Source organism: uncultured Roseobacter sp., assembly GCF_947499265.1.
Taxonomy (GTDB): domain Bacteria; phylum Pseudomonadota; class Alphaproteobacteria; order Rhodobacterales; family Rhodobacteraceae; genus Roseobacter.
Map to the genome: position 1 here is coordinate 643,719 of NZ_CANMNK010000001.1, position 25,452 is coordinate 669,170.

Here is a 25,452-nt window from a genome sequence, read left to right on the forward strand (position 1 = left end):
AACCCATGGCACCTAGGGACATGACGCATGCATCTTTCCCTTCATGGCCCTCATCCGCAGCTCAGTTGGTCGCCGTCGCCACGGGACGCAGCCCAGCCGATACCGTCATTCGCGCAGGCAAATGGATCAATGTCCATACCCGCGAAATCCTGCCCGATCATGATATCGCGATTGTCGCCGGGCGCATTGCCTGCGTGGTGCCCGATGCCTCTCATTGCCTGGGTCCTGAAACGCAGGTGATCGAGGCCGACGGCCGCTACATGATCCCCGGTCTGTGCGACGGGCATATGCATATTGAATCCGGCATGCTGACCCCGGCGGAATTCGCCCGTGCGGTGATCCCCCATGGCACGACCAGCATGTTCACCGACCCACATGAGATTGCCAATGTGCTGGGCCTCGACGGCGTGCGCATGATGCATGATGAGGCGTTGATGCAGCCGGTGAACATTTTCACGCAGATGCCCTCCTGCGCGCCGTCGGCGCCGGGGATGGAGACGACAGGGTTTGAAATCACGGCTGAAGATGTCGCCGAGGCGATGCAATGGCCGGGGATTATCGGATTGGGGGAGATGATGAATTTCCCTGGTGTGTCGAACGCCGACCCCAAGATGCTGGCCGAGATGGCCGCAACGCAAAACGCGGGCAAAACGGTGGGGGGGCACTATGCCTCGCCCGATCTGGGGCCTGCCTTTGCGGGCTATGTGGCGGGCGGTCCGGCAGACGATCATGAAGGCACCTGCGAGGCCGATGCCATCGCGCGGATGCGGCAGGGGATGCGGTCGATGATCCGGCTGGGTTCGGCCTGGTATGACGTGGAAAGCCAGATTACCGCGATCACCGAAAAGGGCCTCGATCCGCGCAACATGATCCTCTGCACAGATGACAGCCACTCCGGCACGTTGGTGAATGACGGGCATATGAACCGCGTGGTGCGCCACGCCATCGACTGCGGCTGCGACCCGCTGGTGGCACTGCAGATGGCCACGATCAACACGGCCACGCATTTCGGGCTGGAACGCGAGATTGGTTCGCTGACGCCCGGCAGGCGGGGCGACGTGATCCTGACATCCGACCTGAAAACCCTACCCATCGAGACCGTGATCGCCCGCGGCCAAATCGTCGCGGAGAACGGCACCTGTCTCGTGGAGTGCCCACACTACGACTGGCCCTCCGCGGCGCGACAGACTGTGCATTTGGGCAAGACCCTCGCTGCGGATGATTTCGCTATTGCGGCGCCTACGGGGGCCAATGCCGTGCGCGCCAATGTCATCGGCGTGGTGGAAAACCAAGCGCCTACCAAAGCGCTGCAGTTCGAACTGCCGGTCACCGAAGGCCGCGTGCAGGCCACGGGCGAGGTTTGCCAGATCGCGCTGGTCGAACGCCATCGCGCCACCGGGAAGGTCACCAACGCCTTTGTGTCCGGCTTCGGCTATGACGGGCCGATGGCCATGGCCTCCACCGTGGCTCATGACAGCCACCATATGATCGTCGTGGGGACCGATGCCGATCATATGGCAATGGCCGCGAACCGGCTCGGCGCAGTCGGCGGCGGCATCGTGATCTTCAAGGACGGTGCCGAGCTGGCGCTGGTGGAGCTGCCCATCGCAGGGTTGATGTCTGATCGCCCTGCGGCAGAGGTCGCAGCCAAAGCCGACCAGATGATGGTGGCCATGCGCGCCTGTGGCTGCACCCTAAACAATGCCTTTATGCAGCACTCGCTGCTGGCGCTCGTCGTCATCCCCGAGCTGCGCATCTCCGACCTCGGATTGGTCGATGTTCGCAGCTTTGAATTCATTCCCGTGGTGGAACCCCTCTCATGACCGATATCCTGACCCCCGATGCCCCAGCGGCCGAAGAATTCCTCGATGCCAAAGCCGCCGTGGCGCGATTGGAGGCGCTCTATACCCAGGCCACCGAGTTTCTGTGCAGCCATTTCATGAAGGCGATGTCAGACGGTGCACCCGCCGCGCGGATCCGGGCGTTTTATCCCGAAGTGTTGTTCAAGACCTCCAGCTATGCGCAGGTCGACACCCGCCTCAGCTTTGGCCATGTCTCCGCGCCGGGCAGTTTCCGCGCCACGATCACCCGGCCCGATCTTTTCCGCAGCTACCTGACCCAGCAGATCGGACTGCTCATCGAAAACCACGGCCAACCGGTCAGTATTGGCGCCTCTGCCACCCCGATGCCGGTCCATTTCGCCGTGGCCCATGATGCCAGCATGACCGTCCCGCAAGAAGGGGCGGCGGATTTCACCCTGCGCGATGTCTTTGACGTGCCGGACCTGACCACCACGAACGATGACATCGTGAATGGCACCTATGTGTCGCCAGATGGTATCGGGCCGCTGGCCCCCTTCACCGCGCAACGGGTGGATTATTCTCTGGCACGGCTGTCGCATTACACCGCAACGGACGCGGCGCATTTCCAGAACCACGTGCTTTTCACCAACTACCAGTTCTATGTGGCCGAGTTTGAAAGCTACGCCCGCGCGCAACTGGATGACCCGCAATCGGGCTACACCGCTTTTGTCTCGACTGACAACGCCACGATCACCGCCGGGGATGAGCCGCTGGCCGCCCCGGTCAAGACGCCGCAGATGCCAACCTACCATCTGAAACGCGAGGATGGGTCTGGTATTACGCTGGTGAACATCGGCGTCGGGCCCTCCAACGCCAAAACCGCGACGGACCACATTGCCGTGCTGCGCCCACATGCCTGGCTGATGGTTGGGCATTGTGCGGGATTGCGGAATTCTCAGGCGCTGGGGGACTTCGTGCTCGCCCATGCCTACCTGCGCGAAGATCACGTGCTGGACGATGACCTGCCCGTTTGGGTGCCGATCCCGGCGCTGGCGGAAATTCAGATCGCGCTGGAGCAGGCCGTGGCGCAGGTGACCAACCTGGAAGGCTACGAGTTGAAACGCATCATGCGCACGGGCACGGTTGCCACCCACGACGACCGCAACTGGGAGCTTCGCGACCAGTCCGGCCCGGTGCAGCGGCTCAGCCAATCCCGCGCCGTCGCACTGGATATGGAAAGCGCCACGATTGCCGCCAATGGCTACCGGTTCCGCGTCCCCTACGGCACGCTGCTCTGCGTCTCCGACAAGCCTTTGCACGGCGAATTGAAGCTCCCGGGCATGGCCTCTGACTTCTACAAAACACAGGTCGCGCGGCATTTGATGATCGGAATTCACGCGATGGAACATCTGCGCACAATGCCGCTGGAGCGCATCCACAGTCGGAAATTACGCTCCTTTGAGGAGACAGCCTTCCTTTGAGACCGGAAAACCCAATAAAATAGGTTAATTTTGCATGTTTTTCCTTGCATTGCTCTACTAATCGTTGTGTTCATACACAACATCCGGGTAGATTTCGGTTATGAGGCCCTACTGTTCGGGCAGCGAAGGAGAATAAGAACATGGCAAAACCAATGACAAAGACACAACTCGTCGCGGCACTGGCCGATGAAATGGGTGGTGACAAGAAGTCTGCAGGTGCGGCGCTGGAAGCGGTCTGCAACCTGATCACACGTGAAGTTTCCGGCGGTGGTGCTGTCACCCTGCCCGGCGTTGGCAAAATCTACTGCCGCGAACGCCCGGAGCGCATGGTGCGGAACCCTGCCACTGGCGAGCAATTCAAAAAAGACGCGGACAAGGTGGTCAAAATGACCATCGCCAAAGCGCTCAAGGACAGCGTGAACGGCTAATTGCCGGTCATGTGAGACTACGTCAGGGTCGCCTTCGGGCGACCCTTTTTTGTGCGCTGAGCCGGGGTTTCCAAGGACCGGGCATCTGGGCAAATGCCCCGCCCGACCCCGCAGCGTTTTGTCAGGACAGCTCGTTTATCGACGAAACCACCCGCCCGACCAGACCATAATCCAGCGCTTCCTGTGTCGTCAGCCAGAAATCGCGACGGATGTCGGCTTCGATCTTTTCGCGTGTCTGGCCGGTGGCCGCTGCGAAAAGCGAATAAAAGCGTTCCGTCATGATGCGGATTTGCTCCGCCTGGATCATCATGTCGGTGGCCTGCCCACCGATGCCGCCACGCGGTTGATGCAGCAGAAACCGCGTGTTGGGCAGACAATAACGATTCTCCGCTGCGGCCCCGACAAAGATGAGCGCACCCGCACTGGCCACCCAACCCGACCCGATGGTCCGAACGGTGGGGCGGATGAATTTGATGACGTCATGCACCATATCACCGCTTTCCACATGCCCGCCTGGCGACGAGATATAGACGTTGATCGGATCGTCGCTTTCCTCGGCCAACGCCAGCAGATGGGTTACCGTGCGCTGCGCCAGCTTGTCGGTGATCTCACCGGTGATGATCACATTGCGGCTTTTGAAAAACAGCGCCTCAATGCGCCCGTCACCGGGCTTTTCAGGCTCCTGACTTGTGTCGTCGAGCATCTTTTCGGACATGGCAGTTCTCCGCAAAATTAAACCTATGCGGGAAGTCTAGCCAGCTCTGCGGGATTGTCCATCGACCGCGTGATATTGCTTTGCGCTGGGGGGGCGACATGGCGCATCCGCTTGCCTGGATCTGCGCCTTGCCCTTACCGAGGATTTGGGAAATGGTCCGCCGCGCAGGCAGGCACGAAAGGCACCCCATGGACATACGCGCGATACTTGCCGGGCTGGCCTTTGCTCTGATGTGGTCTTCTGCCTTTACCTCCGCGCGGATCATCGTGGCCGATGCCACACCCTTGGCGGCGCTGACCCTGCGCTACCTGATTTCCGGGCTGCTGGGTGTGGCGATTGCGCGGATGCTGGGCCAGACGTGGCATCTGACGCGCGCGCAATGGCGCGCCACCATCATTTTCGGCGTGCTGCAAAATGCGGTCTACCTGGGCCTGAATTTTGTGGCGATGCAGACAATCGAAGCCTCCGTCGCTGCCATCATCGCCTCCACCATGCCGCTGCTTGTCGCGCTCGCGGGCTGGGTTTTTCTGCAAGAGGGCCTGAAGCCGCTCAGCATCGCAGGCCTGGTTGCCGGTGTGATCGGCGTGGGGCTGATCATGGGCGCGCGGATCACCGGGGGTGTCGATCTCTTTGGTCTGATGCTTTGCGGCATTGGTGTCATTGCGCTGACGATTGCGACACTATCGGTCCGGGGTGCCACTTCCGGCGGTAACTATCTGATGATTGTCGGATTGCAGATGCTGGTGGGCTGCATCGCGCTGGCCATCGCCACAGCACTCTTTGAAACCCCCGCATTTACGCCAAGCTGGCCTCTGGCTGCGGCCTTTGCCTATACCACCCTTGTGCCGGGGCTGGCGGCAACCTTTGTTTGGTTCTGGCTGGTTAACCGCATCGGCGCCACCCGCGCCGCCACCTTTCATTTTCTCAACCCCTTCTTCGGGGTGGCCATTGCCGCTTTGCTTCTGGGCGAGAGCCTTGGGGCGCGCGACGTTTTGGGTGTTGCCATCATCACGCTTGGCATTCTGGCCGTCCAGCTCTCCCGGCAGTCCAAGGGCTGATTTCTTCTCTTCACGCGCAAGAGAATTTGGGTAGTGTATTTTTCAGCCCGCCCGGCGGCCAGTCTCGGACCCATGAAACATGACCCTTCAGGACGCTCCAAAACCATACGCATTTGTGCTGGTGCCGGGATATTCGCAACTGGGGTTCGCCTGCGCGCTGGAAGCCCTTAGCCTCGCCAACCGGCATCCCTCCGGCAAAACCTACTATCGCTGGCGGTTGTTGAGCGAGACCGGAGAGCCCGTGGCTGCCTATAACGGCATGACCACAAATGTCGATGGGCCGTTGGATGAGCTTGACCGCCATGAAACCATCGTGATTTGCGCGGGCGAAGACGTCAGCAACGGGGTCAGCAAGGCATTGCTGAACTGGCTGCGCCGCGAGGTGCGCCGTGGGATGGATTTCGGGGCGCTGTCCTCGGGCACCTATATTCTGGCGCTGGCTGGGTTGTTATCCGGCAAACGGGTGACAACCCATTGGGAATACCGCGCGGCACTCACCGAAGTGCTGCCCGACGTCATCATGGAAGATGCGATTTTCACCATCGACGGGCGGGTCTTCACAACTGCGGGCGGGGCGGCATCCATGGACATGATGCTGGAGCGGATCAGGGCGGACTATGGCGCTGATCTTGCGAAATGGGTGGCCGATCAGATGGTCTACACCGATCCGCGCCTGCCGGATCACGCGCAGCGCATGACACTGCAGGCGCGGACGCAGGTGCGCAACGGTAAGCTCGCCATGGCCATGCAGATCATGGACAACAACATCGAGGACCCGCTGACCCCGGATGAGATATCGCAGGTGATCGGTCTGTCGACGCGGCAGTTGGAGCGTCTGTTTGCCAAATATGTCGGCATATCGCCGAAGCGTCATTACCTGCGCCTGCGGCTGGAAAAGGCGCGCGATCTTTTACGGCAAACGGATTTTTCCGTCACAGACGTCTGTATCGCCTGCGGCTTTAAATCGCTTTCGCATTTTTCCAAAAGCTACCGCGCCGCCTATGGGATCAGCCCCGGTCTTGAGGGCGGTAGCAGCAAACTGGTGTGGCGCGGCGGGATCTAAAGCGGGCTGGATGGCCCAGATGCGCCTAGTTCAGCAGGCCCTCAATTGCGCTGGTGATCTTTGGCGATTGCGGCTTTGTGGCCGATCCCCAGGTCGCGACAATCACGCCATCCGGTCCGACCAGCACCTTGTTGAAATTCCAGCGCGGCGTAAATCCGGTTTCATCCGCCACCTCGCGGTAAAACGGGTGGGCATCAGACCCTTTGACCCGCGTGACATCCGTCATGGGCAGGTCCAGGCCAAAGGTCATCTCGCAGAACTCTTTCACTTCTGCGGCGCTGCCAAGTTCCTGGTTGAAATCGTCAGATGGGACCGCCAGCACCACCAACCCCTGATCGCGGTAGGTATCATAGAGCGCCTGCAATCCTTCGTATTGGCCGGTAAAGCCGCATTGCGACGCGGTATTGACCACCAGCACAGGCTGGCCCGTCCAGTCGGACGTGTTCAGCGTGCCGCCGTCAATCGATGCAAAGCTGTGCGCCGAGATGCCAGCCACCGCAGTTGTGCCGAATATCAGGCCTATGAGTAGTGCAAAAAGACGTGTCATCGAATGCTCCTCATCCTTACGTTTACACATATAGGGCGTCTGTCGGCCAAGACACGTCTGTGTGCACGAATGAGTTTCCCCTTTAATTCAGCCGCTTTTGACCCATTTACTAGGCAAAGGACAAAAGGAGTGTCTCATGCCCAAATATGAGAAAACCGACGCGGCGATATCGAAGCTGTCGCTGGAGGAATATCGCGTCACCCAGCAAAACGGGACAGAACGCCCCGGCACCGGCCCGTTGCTGAACAATAAGGAGCCAGGCATCTATGTGGATATCGTATCGGGCGAGCCGCTCTTCGCCTCTGCGGATAAATACGAAAGTGGCTGTGGCTGGCCCAGTTTTACCAAACCCATTGAGCCCGCCCATGTCACAGAATTGCGCGATGCGACCATGGGCATGATCCGCACCGAGGTCCGCTCAACCCATGGCGACAGCCATTTGGGCCACGTGTTTCCCGATGGCCCGCGTGACCGTGGGGGGCTGCGCTACTGCATCAACTCCGCCTCTTTGCGGTTCGTACATCGTGACGACATGGCGGCCGAAGGATACGGCGATTACATCGATCAAGTGGAGGACGTGGCATGAGCCATCAACGTGCAGTTCTGGCAGGGGGATGTTTCTGGGGCATGCAGGATCTGATCCGCAAGCGCGCAGGCGTGATTTCGACGCGGGTCGGCTACACCGGTGGCGATGTGCCGAATGCGACCTATCGCAACCACGGCACCCATGCCGAGGGGATCGAGATCATCTTCGACCCGGAGGTTGTCAGCTATCGTGACCTTCTGGCGCTCTTTTTTCAGATCCATGATCCGACGACACCGAACCGTCAGGGCAATGACATCGGCCTCAGCTATCGGTCTGCCATCTATTATGTCGACGAGGCGCAGCATCAGATGGCGCTGGAAACCATTGCGGATGTGGAGGCTTCCGGGCTTTGGCCGGGTAAGGTTGTCACCGAGGTTGAGCCTGTAGGAGCCTTCTGGGAGGCAGAGCCGGAACATCAGGACTACCTTGAGCGCATTCCAAACGGTTATACCTGCCACTTCCCGCGCGCCGATTGGGTGCTGCCCAAACGTGAACAGGGCACCCAGGCGGCCGAATAGTCCGGGCGATTACTCGGTCAAAAAAGGGCGGGCAGCGGGACCTGTAAAGAGGTTCTTAAGCCTACTTGTCCTACACCTTCTGACACGTGAATCAGGAGGCTCCCATGGCATCATTCTTCGGACTCAAAACCCGCAAACAAGAAGAAACCAACGAATCAAGGATGCTCTTGAGTGCACTGGAGACAAGCCACGCAATGCTGTGGCTTGACCCAGACGGCTTGATCAACGATGCCAACCCGGTTTTCTGTGATCTCATGGGATATGCGAAAGACGAGGTCATCGGCCAACGTGAGGCGATGTTTCTCGACCAGGATGACCCGTCACATCAGGATCACACGACGATTGCGGCGAGCCTGGCACGGGGAGAAGTGCATGCAGAAGCGGTGCGACATACTGCCAAAAGCGGCAAAGAAGTCTGGCTGGCGGCCACCTACCTGCCGATCGCGGACGCGCAGGGTGATCTCGTAAAAATCGTTAAAATCGCGAGAGACGTAACGGACAGCAGGGCGACCTCGTCACCGGAAACCGAACGAATGGTCAGCCAGATGGAGGCATTCACCCGCGTTCAAGGGAAGGTCGTCTACGATCTTGACGGCACAATTGTCGAAGCGAACCAGCAGTTTCTGGACACACTGGGGTATTCCGAGGCCGAACTGGTGGGGCAAAAACATCAGATCTTGCTGAATCCTATCCATGCAAAAACGGATGAGAGTGCGGAATTCTGGGCTGATGTCTCCGGCGGTAAGTTCGTCTCCGGTCGGTTCGAACGTCACACCAAAGATGGCCAGCAAAAATGGCTGCAATGCGGCTATGCGCCGATCCTTGACGCCGACGGGATACAAACCGGCATTGTCGAACTTGCCTTTGACGTTTCTGATCGTCGTCGGTCGAACGAAATGGTGGATGCAATCAGCCGGGTGCAGGCCTGTATCGAATTCACGCCAAGTGGCGAAATCATGACCGCGAACGAACTGTTTCTGAATACGGTCGGTTACACATTGGATGAAATCAAGGGCAAACATCACAACATTTTTATGCCGGATGATCAGGTCGACGGCGATGAATACGCGACGTTCTGGGATCGTCTGGCAGGCGGCGAAATCATTGCCGGCGAAATCAAGCGCAAATGCAAAGATGGCTCTGAGGCCTGGCTGGTGGCGTCGTATAACCCGATCTTGGGGCCTGACGGAAAGCCCTATAAGATCGTGAAATACGCGCAGAATATCTCAAACCGCAAATCGGCGATTGCCGCGTTGCAAAATGCGCTATCACGACTTTCAGAGGGGGATCTCAGTGCGGGGATTACCGAAGAATTCTCCGATGATTACGAAGAACTGCGCCAGGATTTCAACCGCACGCAATCGCGTCTCAAGGAGACGATTCAAAGCGTATTGCGCAGCAACGACGAGATCAGATCCGGCACGCAAGAGATCACAAACGCTTCCAAAGAGCTGAGCCGTCGCACCGAGGATCAGGCCGCCGCATTGGAGGAATCATCGGCTGCCATCACCGAAATGGCCGCATCCGTGAAATCGACGGCGGAAATTGCGGAGAACACTCGGACATTGGTCGATAAAACCAAATCCCGCGCTACCGCAGGCTCGGGTGTGATGAGCGAGGCGCGCAGTGCCATGGATGCGATCTCGAATAGCTCATCCGAAATCTCGAACATCACAACCGTCATTGACGACATCGCTTTCCAGACAAATCTCCTCGCGCTAAACGCAGGAGTGGAGGCCGCGCGGGCAGGCGAAGCCGGGCGGGGGTTTGCGGTGGTGGCCTCAGAAGTGCGCGCCCTGGCGCAACGCTCGTCCGAGGCGGCAACGCAGATTGCAAGCCTGATCGCCACATCAGCAAACCAGGTTGAAGAAGGTGTCGCGCTTGTGTCCAAAACCGGCGAAGCGCTCTCCGAAATCGATGGTTTTGTCTCTGACGTCGCCAAAATGGTGGGCGACATAGCATCCGCCGCAAAGGAACAATCAAGCGGCCTGGAAGAAATCACCACCTCCATCAGCAATCTGGACGATGTCACGCAAAAGAATGCGGCGATGTTCGAAGAAACAAATGCCGCAACACAATTGCTGGCAAACGAAGTGATGTCGTTGGGGCAAATCACATCATCTTTCAAAATTCTTCCGGGCGAAAAAGAATACGCAATGGATCACCAAAAACTGGCCTCCTGAGCACTTGATGCACCGGCGCTAGCCAGAAGCCACGCGCGGCCGACCCGCGGCCTCGACCGTCAGAACGGCTTCGACAAAAACACTGCGCGCTTCTACACCAGCGGTGCGTATATCTTTTGTGACGCTAAACTGGATATCAGCGGCACCTGCGGCAAGCGCATGATCACGCGCCTCGTTCCTTAACGTGTTTTCCAGCAGTTGCATCGCTGCATCCTGGGTGGTCAGATCCTGTGGCCCGGTCTCCAGATGCACACGGAACTTTCCTTCGCTGGGTGATGTTATTGTGCCGGTCCGACGCATTGTCACACGGCCCACTACTGCGCCGATGGCATTGGCCACATCAGCGTGGCGCGGCAAAATCATTTCCGTGCCAAGGACTGCCCCGGCAGCGGGGTAATAACTCCCCGCCGACGCACCCAAACCCACCACAGGCACGTTTAAACCTGTATTCAAACGAACCAGATCGGCACCCGCGGATAATCCGCGTTGCATCAATTCATGACGCGCCAACTCCTGCGGTTCAGATGCAAATGGCTCAACCTCCTCCGCGAAGGCAGCTTCCAGCAATGCCAATACCGTCTGCTGCGTGAGTTGATTGACAACCATCTCGGCCATTGATCTTGCATCAACGGCCAGCACATTTCCTGAACCCGTCCGCTTCCGCGCAAGCAGGCCCAGTGCTTTTTCAGCGGCAGCCTGATCCCAAACAGCGGTCTTTCCCAGAACATGGCTGGCATCAGAGGGGGTGACCCCCGACATCTGGATCAACCCACGCGCCACCAGACGCTGCAGAGCACCCTGTTCTATTCTGGCCCGCTGCACGTCTGCCAGCGGACGAACGCCAGTCCCGATCCGTTGCAGCAGGGCCATTTCGCGCGCGCCAAGACCTTCGTGACTGCCACCCGCGACCACCTGCACAAAGCGCGCATCGTGCTCTCCCGGTACGGAAGCCCGCATTTGTTGGTCAAGGGTAGCATGCACGATGTCGGGGGCTTGTGTCGCAAGCAGTGAGATCGGCAAAACCCGGCGCGGACCAAGGTTCAGGCCACCGCTGAGACCGTCAGTGACGACATGAACTTCGCTGTCGCCGCCCAGCCCGCTGGTGCGCATGGCGACGGCCTCAACCATCGTGCGGTAGGGACCGACACGCGCGCCCGCTGGATCAATCGAAGGCTTTCCATCTTTGAGCAGCGCAATATCCGTCGTCGTCCCGCCAATATCACTAACCAATGCGCGATCCGCCCCGGTCAGCCAACTTGCGCCAACGATCGAGGCCGCGGGACCGCTCAGGATTGTCTCAATGGGCCGCGCGCGCGCCTGATCCGCGGAGATCAACGCGCCATCTCCGCGCACCACCATCATCGGTGCTGTGATTTCCAGGTCTTTCAGGACCTGCTCCGCACGACCAATCAGCCGGTCAATCATGCCGATGAGCCGCGCATTCAAAACGGCGGTCATCGCGCGTTTTGGCCCATTCAACCGGGCAGACAGCTGATGCGATGCGGAAACCGGCCTGTCGGTGATCTCCGCCACCAGTTCAGCCGCACGCAATTCATGTGCCGGATTCCGGGTGGCAAATTGCGCAGCGACAGCAAACCCACTGACATCGTTTTTGTGATGAAGCAAAAACGCGGTGATTGCCGCCTCATCCAACGCGACGACCTCAGCGCCCGCATGATCATGCCCTCCGGCACAGACAAGACAGGGGTCGCCGTTCAGCGCATCGCTCAGCCCATGCGCCGCCAGGTCACGCTCGCGAAACCCGATGTAGATCAATGCCACGCGACCACCCTGTCCCTCGACAAGCGCATTCGTCGCCAGAGTGGTGGACAAAGACGCCATGGACACATCGGCAGCGGGTATTTTCGACGCTTTCAGGACGGCACCGACAGCCTCGCCCACGCCAATAGCAAGATCGTCTTTCGTGGTCAGCGCCTTGGCCGAGGCGATGACGGTCTTCTCATCTCTGACCAGCACCGCATCCGTATATGTGCCACCCGTGTCGACCCCCAGCAATATTGCCATGACGCGTCCTCCTATCGCGTTCCGGGGTGTAGGCGTGTCTGCCGAATTTGCCAGTCTTTTTGCGTCATTGTGTGTCCAGTTGCGCCACCGCCCATGTGGCGGCATCTGCAACCGCGGCATCCGGATCCCCAGCAAGGTCCGCCGCGGTGCTCCGCAATTCGGGCAGACCTGAATTCCCGATGGCGTAAAGCACGTTGCGCACAAAACGATCCCGCCCGATCCGCTTGATCGGGGAGCCAGAAAACAGTGCGCGAAAGGCTGCATCGTCCAGCTGGGCAAGGTCGGCCAAGGCAGGGGTCTTGAGATCGTCGCGCGCATGAAGCCGGACATCCCGCGCCGCGACTGCGAATTTGTTCCAGGGGCAAACGGCCAGGCAGTCATCGCACCCGTAGATGCGATTTCCCATAGGTTTACGCAGGTTTTCAGGCACCGGGCCGCTGTGCTCAATCGTCAGGTAAGAAATGCACTTCCGTGCATCCAGTTGATAAGGTGCCGGAAAGGCATCTGTGGGGCATACATCCAGGCACGCCCGACACGACCCGCAGTGATCGATCTCGGCTGGATCGTTTGGCAACTCCAGTGTTGTGAATATCGCGCCGAGAAAGACCCAATTGCCCCAGTTCCGACTTACAAGGTTGGTATGCTTGCCTTGCCACCCCAATCCGGATGCTGCACCGAGGGCTTTCTCGGGCACCGGCGCGGTGTCGACAAAGACCTTCACCTCGGCGGCATCCCCCGCTTCGGCGATCACCCAACGCGCCAATCGTTTCAGACGCTTTTTGACCACATCATGATAATCTCGTCCCTGCGCATAGACCGAAATCGCCCCGCGTTCAGGATGCGCCAGAATGGCCAGCGGATCCTGTTTTGGGGTATAGCTCTCTGCCAACATGATGACGGAACGCGCCTCCGGCCAGAGCGCCGCGGGATTGCCACGCCAGGCCATGCGATCAGCCATCCAGGTCATCTGCCCGTGAAACCCGGCGTCCACGAATGCCGCCAATCGCTTGGGCATCTCCGGCACAGCGTCGGGGCGACAAATCCGGCACGCCACGAAACCGATGGTATCGGCTTCTTTAATCAGACGCTCTTTCAGATCGCGCATCATTGCCTTTGACCGAACGCGCCCAACAACATTCCGGGCGCAGCACAGCGAACCATTCGATCAAAAATCGAGGTCATTGTAGTGTTTTGGCGGCGGAAATCCTGGCACCTGATCCGCCAAAATGGACCGAAACGCCGGACGGGATTTGATCTTAGCGTACCAATCCTTGACGACCTCGGAACGGTTCCAATCCACATCGGAGATATAGTCCAACGCGCTCAAGTGCGATGCCGCAGCGAAATCCGCTAGCGTCATCACATCGCCAGCCAGCCAACGCCGGTGATCAAGCAGCCATGTCATGTAGTCGAGATGATACTTGATCGCCTTCGCACCGGCTTTGACGTTGCCGCTGTCGGGGTAGCCTTTGCCCATCACCTTCTTGTTGACCCGTTCGTAGAGCAGTTTGGAGGTCACCTCGTGGTGAAACTTGTCATCGAACCAGTTCACCAGACGGCGCACTTCCAGCCGTGCCACCGGGTCCTTGGGCATCAACGCGGGCTCGGGACGCGTTTCTTCGATGTATTCACAAATCGCGCTGCTCTCGGCCATCATGATGCCGTCCAGCCGCAAAACGGGTACTTTGGCCGCCGGATTGCGGCGCAGGAAATCTGCATCCTCTTCCCAATACCGTTCCTCAACCAGTTCAACCTCCACCTTCTTTTCCGCGAGGCTCAGGCGAACCTTGCGACAGAATGGGGACAAAGGGACATGAAACAGGCGCGCCATGGGAAATTCCGGTTAGATGGTGATCGTTATTCAATGCCCGCAACGGCCTGCGGATTCAACTCTCGAAACAGGCGGATCGGCCATCTTTGCCGATTGTCGCTGCTCCGGACAGGATTGAACGCGTTCTTTTACGTACAAAATCTGAGGGGCGGCTGGCGGAGCGGCCCTTTGGATCCGGCAGGATCGCTGCAAGTCGCGCCGCCTGAACATCGGATAACTGATCTGGCGCGACGCCGAAATAATGCCGCGCGGCCGCCTTCACGCCAAACACGCCCTCGTCGAATTCGGCGACATTCAGGTAGACCTCGACAATCCGTTCCTTGGACCAGATCGCTTCCAACACAGGGGTGAGAAGCGCCTCAAGCGCCTTGCGGGTGTAATTTCGCCCGTGCCAGAGGTAGACATTTTTCACGGTTTGCTGGCTGATCGTAGAGGCGCCGCGATTGCCGCCATCCGCGATGGCTTTCTTGATCGCTGGCAGATCAAATCCCCAATGCTGGCAAAAATTCGCATCTTCTGCTGCCACAACAGCGCGCGCCATGGTTGGCGTCACATCGGACAGGCCCACCCATTCCTGAGAGACACCGCCCAGCCGCTGGGATTCGGAAAGCATGTAAGGCGTTGTGGGCGGGTTCAACACGCTGCCCAAGCCAATCAGGGCCAAGACAATCAATGCAAGAGCCAGAAGGCCACGAAACAGGTATCGCATCGCCCGTTTCAGAGGTGCCTGCCACATTGGCGAAGATTTTCGAGACCTCCTGGCCTTCTTTTTGCTGCGCGTTGCCATGGGCCAGCTATAGGCCGGCAATCAAGACTTGTGAACCGCAATAGATGGTATGGGCCAGGTCAGAAGCGACCCGGCCACACGATCATTCGGCAGGCATCGCGGCCCCCTCCAGGCTCAAGGGGGCGGGCAGATGCACCAGCATCTCCTTGGGGCAAATCTGCAGGAAGTGCTGCTTTTCGCTCTCCCAGTGCTGCAGAATATCGGCCGCGCGGCGGCTGCCGGTCTCCCGGAGGTGCGCTTCGAGCAGCTCTTCCAGCTCGCCCATCCAATGGTCCACGGTCACGGGACAAGTGACCAGCGTCTCCATGTTCATCAGCGCGGGCGCACGACCTTCGGGGTCATAAAGATAGGCCATGCCACCGGTCATACCGGCCCCGAAGTTGGCCCCGATATCGCCAAGGATCACGGCAACACCGCCGGTCATGTATTCACAGCCGTTGGATCCGCAGCCCTCAATCACGACCTTTGCGCCAGAGTTGCGCACCGCAAACCGCTCCCCCGCGCGCCCGGCAGCAAAGAGATATCCATCGGTCGCGCCATAAAGCACCGTGTTGCCGATGATGGTGTTCTTTGCCGCCTCAATGGGGGACGCCATCGGTGGGCGCACAACAATCATGCCACCCGACAGACCCTTACCGACGTAGTCATTGGCATCGCCCGAAACCTCGAGCTTCAGCCCCGGCGCTGCGAAGGCCCCCAGGGACTGACCAGCAGAGCCGCTCAGTTTCACGGTCAAATGATCAGGCTGCAACGTATTGCGCATCCCGAACTTCTTGACGATATGGCTCGACGTGCGCGTGCCCACGGTGCGGTGGGTGTTTTGCACGGCATAGCTCAGCTGCATCTTTTCACCGTCCTGCAGGAAGCGCGCCGCGTCGCGCACGATCTCCGCATCCAGCGTGTCGGGAACAGCGTTGCGGTCCTTGGCACGGTCATAGACGATATCCGCTGCGCCATCGACGGTGATCAGCAGCGGGTTGAGATCCAGATCGTCCAGATGCGCAGACCCGCGCGACACCTGCGCCAGCAAATCCGCCCGGCCAATCACATCGTCAAGACTGCGTGCACCGATCCGCGCGAGGATTTCGCGCACTTCGGTGGCATAGAAGGTGATCAGGTTCACCACTTTATCCGCATTGCCGGTGAATTTTTCACGCAGGGATTCGTCTTGCGTGCAAACGCCTACCGGGCAGGTGTTCGACTGGCACTGGCGCACCATGATGCAGCCCATGGCGATCAGCGCCGCGGTGCCGATGCCGTATTCCTCGGCCCCGAGCATTGCTGCCATCACAATATCGCGCCCGGTGCGCAATCCGCCATCGGTGCGCAGGGTCACGCGCTCGCGCAGATTGTTCATGCTCAGAACCTGGTGGGCCTCGGTCAGGCCCATCTCCCACGGTAGGCCCGCGTATTTGATCGAGGTTGCGGGCGAGGCGCCGGTGCCACCATTATGCCCTGAAATCAGAATGATATCGGCTTTGGCCTTGGCCACACCGGCGGCAATTGTGCCCACGCCGGAGGAAGCCACCAGTTTGACCGTCACCTTGCAGCGCGGGTTCACCTGCTTGAGGTCATAGATCAGCTGCGCCAGATCTTCGATGGAATAGATGTCATGGTGCGGCGGCGGTGAGATCAAGGTTACGCCTTTGGTCGAGTGCCGCAGTCGCGCGATCAGGTCGGTGACCTTCATGCCGGGCAGCTGCCCACCTTCGCCGGGCTTGGCCCCTTGCGCGACCTTGATCTCCAGCTCTTCGCATTGGTTGAGATATTCTGCCGTGACGCCAAAACGCCCTGAAGCGACCTGTTTGATCTTGGCCGAGGGGTTGTCGCCATTCGGTTCCGGCACAAAATGCGCCGGGTCTTCACCTCCCTCACCGCTGTCGGATTTCGCACCGATCCGGTTCATCGCCACGTTCAGCGTCTTGTGCGCCTCTGGGGAAAGCGCGCCCAGCGACATGCCCGGCGTTACAAAACGCTTGCGGATTGAGGTGATGCTTTCCACCTCTTCGATCGGCACCGGCGCGCCCAGCGGCTTGATATCCAGCAGGTCGCGCAGATGGATGGGAGGGTTGCTCTGCATCTTGGCCGAATATTGCTTCCACATCTCGTAGGACGCGCGGTTGCAGGCCATCTGCATCATGTGCATCGAGGTCGCTTCCCAAGCGTGGGTCTCGCCGGATTGGCGTGCTTTGTAAAACCCGCCGATGGGCAGAACCGAAGCGGGCCCGGACCACGCTTTGGCATGAACCTCTTCCGCTTTGCGCTGGATGCCACTCACCCCGATGCCGGAAATCCGGCTGGTCATGCCCGGGAAATACTCTGCCACCATCGCGCGCGAAAGGCCCACGGCTTCGAAGTTCAGACCGCCGCGATAGGAGGAAATCACGGAAATCCCCATCTTGGCCATAATCTTCAACAAGCCCTGATCAATCGCGATCCGGTAGCGGTCGATCGCTTGTGTCAGGGTCATATCCAGCAGCCCGCGCTCAATCCGCTCTGCCAGCGAATCCTCGGCCAGATAGGCGTTCACGATGGTCGCGCCAGCGCCGATGAGCACGGCAAAATAGTGCGGATCAACACATTCCGCAGACCGCACGCTGATTGAGGTGAAAGTCCGCAGCCCTTTGCGCACCAGATGGCTGTGCACCGCAGAGGTCGCCAGGATCATCGGCATCGCAACCTTATCGGTGTCGGATGTCTGATCGGTCAGCACGATGTGCCCGGCGCCAGAGCGTACGGCATCCTCGGCTTCGGCGCGGATGCGTTCGAGGCCAGCGCTCAGACTGCCCGCCCCGGTGGCAAAGGTGCAGTCGATGGTGACCACATCGGCATTGAAATGCCGGATCAGCTCGTCGAATTGCGCGTTGCCCATAAAGGGGCTGTCGAGGGTGAAAATTTCGGTCTGGCTGCTGTCTTCATCCAGCACGTTCTTGAGATTGCCGAACCGTGTTTTCAGGCTCATTACCCGGTATTCGCGCAAGCTGTCGATGGGAGGGTTGGTCACCTGGCTGAAATTCTGACGGAAGAAGTGGCTGAGTGGGCGGTATTTTCCCGACAATACCGCCGAGGGTGTATCATCCCCCATCGACGCCAAGGTTTCCTTGGCATCCTCGGCCATAGGCGCCAGGATTTGCTCCAGCTCCTCTACGGTATAGCCCGCCGCCACCTGCCGTTTCCGCAGTTCAGCGCCGGTGAAGAGGGGCCGTTCCGTGATGTGATCCAACGCTTTTTCGAGATCGTTGATCTTGCCGACCCATTCGCCAAACGGTTGGCTGGCGGCGAGCTTGTTTTTGATTTCCTTGTCGTGGAATAACTTACCCTCAGCCATGTCGACGGCAAGCAATTGCCCAGGTCCCAACGCACCTTTCTCTACCACGGTCGCCTCATCAAGCGGGACCATACCAGCCTCGGACCCGGCAATCAGCATGCCGTCGGAGGTCACCACATAACGCATCGGACGCAACCCGTTCCGGTCGAGACCTGCGCAGACCCACCGGCCATCGGTCATCGCCAGCGCCGCCGGGCCATCCCAAGGCTCCATCACCGAATTGCAGTAGGAGTACATGTCGCACCACGCTTGCGGCAGTTCCACCGCTTGCTTGGACCAGCTTTCAGGCACCAGCATGGTCTTGGCCATGGGGGCATTCCGCCCCGCGCGTACAAGCACCTCAAAGACCGCGTCCAGAGCCGCACTGTCACTGGACCCGGCGGCCACGATGGGCTTGATGTCTTCCGCCATCTCACCAAAGGCACCCGACGCCATGCGGATCTCGTGGCTCTTCATCCAGTTGAGATTGCCTTTGAGCGTGTTGATCTCGCCATTGTGCGCCAACATGCGGAAAGGTTGCGCGAGCCACCACTGCGGGAATGTGTTGGTCGAATAGCGCTGGTGATAGATCGCGAAGGCGCTCTCGAAACGTTCATCCATCAGATCGGGGTAGAATTCCGCCACCTGTTCGGCCAGCATCATGCCCTTGTAGATGATCGACCGGCAGGACATCGACGCGATGTAAAGCGTCGGCACTTGAGCCGCCAGAGCCGCCTTTTCAATACGGCGGCGGATCACATAGAGCTCGCGCTCGAAAGTATCCTCATCCACGCCCTTGGCGTTGGAAATCAGGATTTGTTCGATCTCGGGCCGGGTCGCATTGGCTTTTTCGCCCAAACAGGAAATGTCCACGGGCACATGTCGCCAGCCATAGATGTAATACCCCATCCGCAGCACTTCGGTCTCGACAATTGTGCGACACGTCTCCTGCGCGCCGAAATCCGTGCGGGGCAGGAACACCTGGCCCACCGCGATCATCTCGTCCGTGCGCGGGTCGTGCCCTGTGCGCTTCACCTGATCGTAGAAAAACTCCACGGGAATTTGCACGTGGATGCCCGCCCCGTCGCCGGTTTTGCCGTCCGCATCCACAGCGCCCCGGTGCCAGATCGCTTTGAGCGCCTTGATCCCGTTCTCAACCACGCCCCGGCTTTTTTTGCCATCGACCGACACCACAAGCCCCACACCGCAGGAGGAGTGCTCCTCCGAAGGATCGTAAAGCCCATTCTCGGCCATCATCGCCCGCTTCGCTTTCTCGCGAGCCATCCAGTTGTCGTCATAGATGGTCATCAGTTGTCTCCTTCAACGAATGGGTGTTTGGCCTGCACCTCGGCCCGTGTCTTGCGGCGATGCTCGCCCCTGAGGCACGCATAATTCGGCGCCAGGTCTGTGTAGATTTCTGACAGTAGCACAAAGTCCGCCGCCTCCTTGAAAAGCCCCGGAAAAAGCTCGATCTCCGGCTCATCCGGGTCGGTGGACCTCAGCCACACCGAACTTCCGCAGGTCTCGCAAAAGCCCCGCTCCGAAAAGGACGAGGACGCATAGTTCTTCACTGGCCCCGTGACCGCGACCGCCTTTGTCTCCGCAACAAAGGAGCCGAACAGCATCCCGTTCCACCGCTGGCACATCACGCAATGGCAGGCGCCAATGGCCGCAACATAGTTACCGTCGATCTCGATCTTGACCGCACCACAGAGGCACCGGCCCGACATCTGACCGGTCCGTCTGTGCGGTGCGATCAACGCTTCTCTTGCCGCCGCGTCCGTCATGCGTCGCCCTCGAACATCGCGATGGTCTCTTCGGTGCTTAACTTGCGGTGGTTTCCCTTCAGAGCGTAGCCCTGCGGGCACTCGTCGGCGAAGAATTCCAGCGTCATCTCACCCAGCGCCGCGCCATCAAACAGCCCCGCCGCAGGATGCCGCACGCCATCAGCCTGCGTGCCGTACCACAAGGTTGACCCGCAGGTGCCGCAAAAGCCGCGCTCTGCCCATTCCGACGACGCATAGCTCTGCGCCGGGCCTTCGACGGTCAATGTACCCGCCACGGTATCAACCGATATGAACATGCCAGAGGTATGTTGGCGGCACATGTCACAATGACAGGCTCGCAAGCGCGGCAGTTCCGTCTGCACAGTGACCGTAACCGCGCCACACAGGCACGAACCGCGCAGGGTTTGTGAAGCGTCACTCATATCCAAGCTCCGGTTTGGTCGCCCGAAACACACTACCCGCATCGCAATACCCAGAGGCCCGAAAATCGTCGGTTTTCATGCGCGCACCCGCTCTTGCGGCGCGCAGCGTGCTCCCGGTCCGATTTGCCCTGTAACCCTCTTGGGTCATGATTGCTGTCCTTAACGATTTCTGGTCGCGCACAACGTACTAACGTTTGACCGATGCGATATCGACGCCGCATCGAGGTTGATTTGAATGCTTTATTCCGCGGCCAACGCCGCACTGTCACCGAGGCTTTTCAGGATTGCATCCGCGCAATCGCGCCCGTCCCGGATGGCCCAGACCACCAGCGAGGCGCCCCGCACGATGTCCCCCACCGCATAAACGCCGTCGAGGTCGGTCGCGCCAGTTGTGAACGCCGCCTTGATCGTGCCCCAGCGGGTCACAGGCAATTCCGGCTGATCCCAAAGTGTCGGCAGTGCTTCTGGCTCAAACCCCAGCGCCATGATCACCAGATCAGCGTCTTCCACATAATCCGCGCCCTCGATCACTTCCGGCGCTTGCCGACCGGTGGCATCCGGCGCGCCGAGGCGCATCTTCTGCACCATCACACCCGTCACCGGGTCGCCGACAAAACCCTTGGGCGCAGAGAGCCATTCAAAGATCACGCCCTCTTCCTCGGCATTCTGCACCTCGCGCTGAGAGCCCGGCATATTCGTCCGGTCCCGCCGATAGAGGCATTTGACGCTTGTGGCGCCTTGCCGGACAGAGGTGCGCACACAATCCATCGCCGTGTCGCCGCCGCCAATCACCACAACGCGCTTGCCCTCAGCATTCAACGCCCCGGAATCGAATTCCGGCACCGCATCGCCAAAGCTCTTCCGGTTCGAAGCGGTCAGAAAATCAATCGCCCGCACAAGGCCCGTGGCACCCACGCCCGGCGCTTCGATTTCCCTTGATTTATAGACACCTGTGGCAATGATCACCGCGTCGTGCTTGGCGCGCAGATCGGCGAAGCTGATGTCCTCGCCCACGTTCGTATTCAGCTCAAACGTGACGCCGCCCTGCGCCAGCTGATCGTTGCGCCGCATCACCACGTCTTTTTCGAGTTTGAAGCCAGGAATGCCGTAGGTCAGCAGCCCGCCCGCGCGATCATACCGGTCATAGACGGTCACCTGCACACCGGCGCGGCGCAGCACGTCCGCGGCGGCCAACCCGCCCGGCCCGGCCCCTATGATCCCAACCGATTCCGCGCGTTCCCGTGTCGGCGAGATCGGCAGCACCCAGCCTTTGTCCCAGGCGGTGTCGGTGATGTATTTCTCAACTGCGCCGATGGTCACGGTGCCGTGGCCCGATTGTTCGATGACACAATTCCCTTCGCACAGACGATCTTGCGGGCAGATCCGGCCACAGATTTCGGGGAACGTATTTGTCGCCTGACTGACCTCATAGGCCTCCTGCAAGCGGCCTTCCGCAGTCAGGCGCAGCCAGTCGGGGATGTTGTTGTGAAGCGGGCAATGGCTCTGACAATAGGGCACGCCGCACTGGCTGCAACGACTCGATTGCTCTTGCGCTTTTGCTTCTGCGTACTCTGCGTAGATCTCATTGAAGTCCTCGCGGCGTGCGTCAGCAGCGCGCTTTTCGGGCATGTCCCGCTCAACGGTCACGAATTTCAACATCGGCTGTCCAGACATCACCCAATTCCTCCACCAAAGCTCAGAAGCGAACGCATACGCGAACTCAGACCGGAAATAAAGTCAGTTATACTTACCTATAATGAAAAAAAATGGTTCATCCAAGCTTTCGCTCGCAGGGATTCTCTAAAATAAGGTCCGAATCGGACTTTCTTTGGTGCTTTCCATTTGATTCCCTGACTTTATACCACAGTCACATACTGCCGGTATTGGACTAAACATGACGCTCTTTCAGCTCTTTGTCGTCGCAGCCCTTCAGGGTCTGACCGAATTCTTACCGGTCAGCTCTTCCGGACATCTGGTGCTGCTGCCGGCGCTGACCGGTGGGCCAGATCAAGGGCTGGCCATCGATGTGGCCGTTCATGTCGGAACACTCTTTGCCGTTGTATTGTATTTCTGGACGGACGTGAAAACTGCTCTCCTTGGCACCACTCGGCTGATGCGCGGTCGCGTTGACACCCAAGGCGCATTTCTCGCGCTTTGCCTGGCAGTTGCGACCGTGCCTGTCGTAGTTGCGGGGGCGGCGATCAAACTGGCAGGTCTGGACGAGATGCTACGATCGGTGGCCGTGATCGGATGGACCATGCTGGGCTTCGGTATCGTGCTCTATTGGGCAGATAAATCCGGTGGCACGGAACGCACCGCATCGGACTGGCGCCTGCAGGATGCGGTCACCATGGGCCTGGCGCAGATGCTTGCTCTGATCCCAGGCACCTCACGCTCCGGCATCACCATCACCGCAGCCCGCAAGCTCGGGTATGAGCGGGAGGGTGCTGCAAAACTCTCTATGTTGATGTCGATCCCGACAATTGCCGCCTCCGGCCTTTTGCTGGGCGTTGATGTGATACAGGAGGCAAATTGGGCCGTCGCCCGCGATGGGATGATCGCAGCGGTGTTTGCTTTTTTCGCAGCATTGTTCGCGCTGATCCTGATGATGCGATTGCTGCGCAGCGTCAGCTTCACACCCTATGTGATCTACCGCGTGATCCTTGGCATTGTACTATTGTTTTACGCTTATGCCTAAGTGCGCAGGTTCTTGGCCGATTCCTTGATCGCATCGTATTGGCCCGACGGTCTGAAACGCCACAGATAATCCGGCAGAACCGATGCCATGGAAACCGGCGTGATACCGAGATCAGCAAAGCTCTTTGCTTCATCGCTGACGACATTGTCCTTGGCCAGATTACGCACCTGATCCCGTGTGATCATCGAATTTGTGAAAAGACCGACCGTCAGTGTCTGCAGCATATCAAAGCCAAACGCCATGATCCGCGCAATGAAGAACGGGATGTTCAGCACCAGCCGACGGCGGTGAATAACAGCAAGCATTTGCTGCATCAACGCCCTGAAGCTTGCGACATCCGGCCCACCCAGCTCGTAAACTCCTGGAGCGGCTTTGCCGGTCACTGCAAGCTCCGCCGCTTTTGCGACATCATCTACGAAAACGGGCTGGAAACGCGTATCGGCGCCCACCACAGGGAGCACAGGCCCCAAGCGGCTCATGGATGCAAACCGATTGAAGAATTGGTCTTCGGGGCCAAAAATGATCGATGGACGCAAGATCACTGCCTGCGGCATATGCTCCAAAACACCCGCCTCGCCCTCGGCCTTGGTGCGGGCATAGTCGCTCTCGGACTCTGCATCAGCGCCAATGGCGGAGATATGGACAAGGCGCGCGACCTGCTCCTCGGCTGCGATGCGCGCCACTCGCGCAGCGCCCTCTACCTGCACACTGTCAAAACCGTTCTTGCCACTCTCCGCGAGAATACCAACGCAGTTCACCACGGCATCCGCACCCGCCATGACCGCACGCACAGATGCGTCATCACGAATGTTGCACAACACCGGCTCAACCTGACCTACGACACCATAGGGCTTGACGAAAATCGCCTCGTTTGGGCGTCGCACAGCCACTCGCACGCGCCAGCCCGCCTTGGCCATGCGTCGCGCAATATAACGCCCGACAAAGCCGGAACCCCCATAAATCGTGATCAGTTTCGACATGATAGGCCTCATTTAACGATGTCTTATTGGATGTACCTCTGCGCATCCCATGAGACAAGGCGCAAATCGGCGCAGGAGCAGTGACGAAATCGACCAAGTTTGCGCATTTCGCTGCTTGTTTCCGGCCTTTCGCGGTTGATCGAGATACGTCGGTCATTTCGACAATTTCCGTTTGACACCTACACGGCTTGGGCTTAAACGCGAGCTCCACGACACCTGCCCAGGTGGCGGAATGGTAGACGCGCTAGCTTCAGGTGCTAGTGTCCGTATGGACGTGGAGGTTCGAGTCCTCTCCTGGGCACCAATTCCCTGAAATATTTCTTTTTATATAAATATATTAGGAGATTTGGATTGATTTCGATCCACCTCGTCATCCACCTTTTGTTGTGAAAATCAGAGCTTTTCGATTTGGCGGGACATATGGGGGACAAAGCGCTAAGTTTTGACCTGATTTAGGGTAACATGAATTCACGTCCGCTGGTTGCCGTACACGCTGAGCCGTTACAGACGCTTCAATCGGTGGTCGGGCAGGTTAATGAGCTCAGAGATCAAATCGAGCGATTTTGTAAGGCGCCCGTAGTCGTCATGGGGCGGTCTTGGGGCGTGGCTCGGGTGTTTATTTGCAGCGCAAAACGAGACTTTGGTTCGCAAGCTCATCTTGGTAGGGAGCGGACCGTTCGAGGCGCGCTATGCCTTGGAAATCCGAACAACAAAGAATTCTCGTCTTTCGAACAAAGAGCGCGACGAATTGAAGACACCCTGTCTTAAGGATGGTGACCCGGTTGTTGTCGCGCGCTCATGGAGCTTGCAAAGCGATCGGTCGGACAGGATGTTCACAGATGTCCCAATACTGTTGCAGAGACTTGATGACCTCGGTCATTTCAGCAGATCCTCCAGGCTTGACAACATAACCACTCGCATAGTTGCCGTATGCCAGCTCAATGTCTCTCGGATCGTCAGATGTTGTCACAACGACAACTCTTGACGAAGCCAGATGCTCACTTGCCCGCAGTTCCTTCAGGAACTCATGGCCGTTCATGCGTGGCATGTTAATATCAAGGAGGATCACATATGGATCCTGAACTCGCCTGTCTGCATTTTGTTCGTTTAGGATTTCCAGTGCTTCAACGCCATCCTTTGCGCGAACGACCGAGCTGCTGGTTCCAGTAGTCCGCAGGGCGCGTTGAAACAACAAAACATCCACGTCATCATCTTCGACCAAGAGTATGTTCAT

General features: G+C 58.9%; 22 protein-coding genes and 1 tRNA gene. 10 read left to right on the forward strand and 13 right to left on the reverse strand.

Annotated features, from left to right (window positions below):
• The first annotated feature begins 20 nt into the window (after positions 1–20).
• The 3 genes from ade (at position 21) to Q1A63_RS03135 (ending at position 3,711) form a co-directional block, all read left to right on the forward strand.
• Positions 21–1,823 (forward strand): adenine deaminase, encoded by a 1,803-nt coding sequence (gene ade / locus Q1A63_RS03125; RefSeq protein ID WP_298969194.1) that lies wholly within the window; start codon positions 21–23, stop codon positions 1,821–1,823.
• Positions 1,820–3,283: an AMP nucleosidase gene (locus Q1A63_RS03130; RefSeq protein WP_298969195.1), complete on the forward strand. Its 1,464-nt coding sequence runs from the start codon at positions 1,820–1,822 to the stop codon at positions 3,281–3,283. Before ade ends, Q1A63_RS03130 begins: the two co-directional genes overlap by 4 nt.
• 140 nt (positions 3,284–3,423) lie before the next feature.
• Complete coding sequence (locus Q1A63_RS03135; RefSeq protein WP_298969197.1) at positions 3,424–3,711, forward strand: HU family DNA-binding protein; 288 nt, start codon at positions 3,424–3,426, stop codon at positions 3,709–3,711.
• A 121-nt stretch (positions 3,712–3,832) separates the two neighbouring features.
• Here Q1A63_RS03135 and Q1A63_RS03140 read toward each other — a convergent pair whose 3' ends face one another.
• The gene (locus Q1A63_RS03140) at positions 3,833–4,426 is read right to left on the reverse strand and encodes an ATP-dependent Clp protease proteolytic subunit (RefSeq protein WP_298969199.1); all 594 of its coding nucleotides are present in this window, start codon (positions 4,424–4,426) and stop codon (positions 3,833–3,835) included.
• 188 nt (positions 4,427–4,614) lie between these two features.
• On the opposite strand from Q1A63_RS03140, the gene Q1A63_RS03145 reads away from it, so the two are divergent.
• Together Q1A63_RS03145 and Q1A63_RS03150 are read left to right on the forward strand one after the other, a co-directional pair.
• Entirely contained in the window at positions 4,615–5,484 is an 870-nt protein-coding gene (locus tag Q1A63_RS03145) for a DMT family transporter (protein ID WP_298969201.1), read from the forward strand.
• Positions 5,485–5,563: 79 nt separating this feature from the next.
• Complete coding sequence (locus Q1A63_RS03150; RefSeq protein ID WP_298969202.1) at positions 5,564–6,547, forward strand: GlxA family transcriptional regulator; 984 nt, start codon at positions 5,564–5,566, stop codon at positions 6,545–6,547.
• A gap of 25 nt (positions 6,548–6,572) precedes the next feature.
• Here Q1A63_RS03150 and Q1A63_RS03155 read toward each other — a convergent pair whose 3' ends face one another.
• Positions 6,573–7,094, reverse strand: coding sequence for a glutathione peroxidase (locus tag Q1A63_RS03155; protein ID WP_298969203.1), 522 nt, complete (start codon positions 7,092–7,094; stop codon positions 6,573–6,575).
• A gap of 136 nt (positions 7,095–7,230) precedes the next feature.
• Here Q1A63_RS03155 and msrB point away from each other — a divergent pair, with 136 nt between their 5' ends.
• The 3 genes from msrB (at position 7,231) to Q1A63_RS03170 (ending at position 10,381) form a co-directional block, all read left to right on the forward strand.
• Positions 7,231–7,680: a peptide-methionine (R)-S-oxide reductase MsrB gene (gene msrB / locus Q1A63_RS03160; RefSeq protein ID WP_298969204.1), complete on the forward strand. Its 450-nt coding sequence runs from the start codon at positions 7,231–7,233 to the stop codon at positions 7,678–7,680.
• Positions 7,677–8,198, forward strand: a complete 522-nt coding sequence (msrA, locus tag Q1A63_RS03165; RefSeq protein WP_298969206.1) for a peptide-methionine (S)-S-oxide reductase MsrA — start codon at positions 7,677–7,679, stop codon at positions 8,196–8,198. The genes msrB and msrA overlap by 4 nt, the downstream gene beginning before the upstream one ends.
• Positions 8,199–8,359: 161 nt before the next feature.
• Positions 8,360–10,381 (forward strand): methyl-accepting chemotaxis protein, encoded by a 2,022-nt coding sequence (locus tag Q1A63_RS03170; RefSeq protein WP_298969580.1) that lies wholly within the window; start codon positions 8,360–8,362, stop codon positions 10,379–10,381.
• An 18-nt stretch (positions 10,382–10,399) separates the two neighbouring features.
• Here the strand turns inward: Q1A63_RS03170 and Q1A63_RS03175 are convergent, their stop codons facing one another.
• From Q1A63_RS03175 to Q1A63_RS03215, 9 genes are all read right to left on the reverse strand, one after another.
• The gene (locus tag Q1A63_RS03175; protein WP_298969207.1) at positions 10,400–12,406 is read right to left on the reverse strand and encodes a hydantoinase/oxoprolinase family protein; all 2,007 of its coding nucleotides are present in this window, start codon (positions 12,404–12,406) and stop codon (positions 10,400–10,402) included.
• 64 nt (positions 12,407–12,470) lie between these two features.
• Positions 12,471–13,511, reverse strand: a complete 1,041-nt coding sequence (gene queG, locus Q1A63_RS03180; RefSeq protein ID WP_298969581.1) for a tRNA epoxyqueuosine(34) reductase QueG — start codon at positions 13,509–13,511, stop codon at positions 12,471–12,473.
• Positions 13,512–13,571: 60 nt separating this feature from the next.
• Positions 13,572–14,237, reverse strand: a complete 666-nt coding sequence (locus Q1A63_RS03185; RefSeq protein ID WP_298969209.1) for a glutathione S-transferase family protein — start codon at positions 14,235–14,237, stop codon at positions 13,572–13,574.
• Positions 14,238–14,292: 55 nt separating this feature from the next.
• A complete protein-coding gene (mtgA, locus tag Q1A63_RS03190) occupies positions 14,293–14,973 on the reverse strand; it encodes a monofunctional biosynthetic peptidoglycan transglycosylase (protein ID WP_298969211.1) in 681 nt (226 codons plus the stop codon).
• Positions 14,974–15,106: 133 nt separating this feature from the next.
• Complete coding sequence (gene gltB / locus Q1A63_RS03195; RefSeq protein WP_299630622.1) at positions 15,107–19,639, reverse strand: glutamate synthase large subunit; 4,533 nt, start codon at positions 19,637–19,639, stop codon at positions 15,107–15,109.
• On the reverse strand, positions 19,639–20,118 hold the full coding sequence (locus tag Q1A63_RS03200; protein WP_298969214.1) for a GFA family protein: 480 nt from the start codon (positions 20,116–20,118) through the stop codon (positions 19,639–19,641). The genes gltB and Q1A63_RS03200 overlap by 1 nt, the downstream gene beginning before the upstream one ends.
• Complete coding sequence (locus Q1A63_RS03205) at positions 20,115–20,540, reverse strand: GFA family protein (protein ID WP_298969215.1); 426 nt, start codon at positions 20,538–20,540, stop codon at positions 20,115–20,117. The genes Q1A63_RS03200 and Q1A63_RS03205 overlap by 4 nt, the downstream gene beginning before the upstream one ends.
• Positions 20,533–20,688 carry a hypothetical protein gene (locus Q1A63_RS03210; RefSeq protein WP_298969217.1) on the reverse strand — a complete coding sequence of 52 codons (156 nt, stop codon included), beginning with the start codon at positions 20,686–20,688 and terminating at the stop codon, positions 20,533–20,535. The genes Q1A63_RS03205 and Q1A63_RS03210 overlap by 8 nt, the downstream gene beginning before the upstream one ends.
• Positions 20,689–20,780: 92 nt before the next feature.
• Positions 20,781–22,214: an NAD(P)-dependent oxidoreductase gene (locus Q1A63_RS03215; RefSeq protein ID WP_298969218.1), complete on the reverse strand. Its 1,434-nt coding sequence runs from the start codon at positions 22,212–22,214 to the stop codon at positions 20,781–20,783.
• Between the two features lie 220 nt (positions 22,215–22,434).
• Between Q1A63_RS03215 and Q1A63_RS03220 the strand changes: the two genes are divergently transcribed.
• On the forward strand, positions 22,435–23,238 hold the full coding sequence (locus Q1A63_RS03220) for an undecaprenyl-diphosphate phosphatase (protein WP_298969220.1): 804 nt from the start codon (positions 22,435–22,437) through the stop codon (positions 23,236–23,238).
• Here the strand turns inward: Q1A63_RS03220 and Q1A63_RS03225 are convergent.
• Entirely contained in the window at positions 23,235–24,218 is a 984-nt protein-coding gene (locus tag Q1A63_RS03225) for a complex I NDUFA9 subunit family protein (RefSeq protein WP_299630626.1), read from the reverse strand. The two genes, Q1A63_RS03220 and Q1A63_RS03225, sit on opposite strands and share 4 nt — an antisense overlap.
• A 218-nt stretch (positions 24,219–24,436) precedes the next feature.
• On the opposite strand from Q1A63_RS03225, the gene Q1A63_RS03230 reads away from it, so the two are divergent.
• Positions 24,437–24,522, forward strand: a tRNA-Leu gene (locus Q1A63_RS03230).
• Between the two features lie 492 nt (positions 24,523–25,014).
• On the opposite strand, the gene Q1A63_RS03235 is transcribed toward Q1A63_RS03230, so the two are convergent.
• Complete coding sequence (locus tag Q1A63_RS03235; RefSeq protein ID WP_298969223.1) at positions 25,015–25,452, reverse strand: response regulator; 438 nt, start codon at positions 25,450–25,452, stop codon at positions 25,015–25,017.

Bases quoted from the DNA above. Each gene is read 5' to 3' on its own strand.
- Q1A63_RS03175 (WP_298969207.1), bottom strand. From the start codon at position 12,406: ATGGCAATATTGCTGGGGGTCGACACGGGTGGCACATATACGGATGCG.
- queG (WP_298969581.1), bottom strand. From the start codon at position 13,511: ATGCGCGATCTGAAAGAGCGTCTGATTAAAGAAGCCGATACCATCGGT.
- Q1A63_RS03135 (WP_298969197.1), top strand. From the start codon at position 3,424: ATGGCAAAACCAATGACAAAGACACAACTCGTCGCGGCACTGGCCGAT.
- Q1A63_RS03170 (WP_298969580.1), top strand. From the start codon at position 8,360: ATGCTCTTGAGTGCACTGGAGACAAGCCACGCAATGCTGTGGCTTGAC.
- Q1A63_RS03140 (WP_298969199.1), bottom strand. From the start codon at position 4,426: ATGTCCGAAAAGATGCTCGACGACACAAGTCAGGAGCCTGAAAAGCCC.
- Q1A63_RS03225 (WP_299630626.1), bottom strand. From the start codon at position 24,218: ATGTCGAAACTGATCACGATTTATGGGGGTTCCGGCTTTGTCGGGCGT.
- gltB (WP_299630622.1), bottom strand. From the start codon at position 19,639: ATGACCATCTATGACGACAACTGGATGGCTCGCGAGAAAGCGAAGCGG.
- Q1A63_RS03215 (WP_298969218.1), bottom strand. From the start codon at position 22,214: ATGTCTGGACAGCCGATGTTGAAATTCGTGACCGTTGAGCGGGACATG.
- Q1A63_RS03145 (WP_298969201.1), top strand. From the start codon at position 4,615: ATGGACATACGCGCGATACTTGCCGGGCTGGCCTTTGCTCTGATGTGG.
- ade (WP_298969194.1), top strand. From the start codon at position 21: ATGACGCATGCATCTTTCCCTTCATGGCCCTCATCCGCAGCTCAGTTG.
- Q1A63_RS03185 (WP_298969209.1), bottom strand. From the start codon at position 14,237: ATGGCGCGCCTGTTTCATGTCCCTTTGTCCCCATTCTGTCGCAAGGTT.
- Q1A63_RS03205 (WP_298969215.1), bottom strand. From the start codon at position 20,540: ATGAGTGACGCTTCACAAACCCTGCGCGGTTCGTGCCTGTGTGGCGCG.
- Q1A63_RS03220 (WP_298969220.1), top strand. From the start codon at position 22,435: ATGACGCTCTTTCAGCTCTTTGTCGTCGCAGCCCTTCAGGGTCTGACC.
- msrB (WP_298969204.1), top strand. From the start codon at position 7,231: ATGCCCAAATATGAGAAAACCGACGCGGCGATATCGAAGCTGTCGCTG.
- Q1A63_RS03200 (WP_298969214.1), bottom strand. From the start codon at position 20,118: ATGACGGACGCGGCGGCAAGAGAAGCGTTGATCGCACCGCACAGACGG.
- Q1A63_RS03155 (WP_298969203.1), bottom strand. From the start codon at position 7,094: ATGACACGTCTTTTTGCACTACTCATAGGCCTGATATTCGGCACAACT.
- Q1A63_RS03130 (WP_298969195.1), top strand. From the start codon at position 1,820: ATGACCGATATCCTGACCCCCGATGCCCCAGCGGCCGAAGAATTCCTC.
- msrA (WP_298969206.1), top strand. From the start codon at position 7,677: ATGAGCCATCAACGTGCAGTTCTGGCAGGGGGATGTTTCTGGGGCATG.
- Q1A63_RS03235 (WP_298969223.1), bottom strand. From the start codon at position 25,452: ATGAACATACTCTTGGTCGAAGATGATGACGTGGATGTTTTGTTGTTT.
- Q1A63_RS03150 (WP_298969202.1), top strand. From the start codon at position 5,564: ATGACCCTTCAGGACGCTCCAAAACCATACGCATTTGTGCTGGTGCCG.
- mtgA (WP_298969211.1), bottom strand. From the start codon at position 14,973: ATGTGGCAGGCACCTCTGAAACGGGCGATGCGATACCTGTTTCGTGGC.
- Q1A63_RS03210 (WP_298969217.1), bottom strand. From the start codon at position 20,688: ATGACCCAAGAGGGTTACAGGGCAAATCGGACCGGGAGCACGCTGCGC.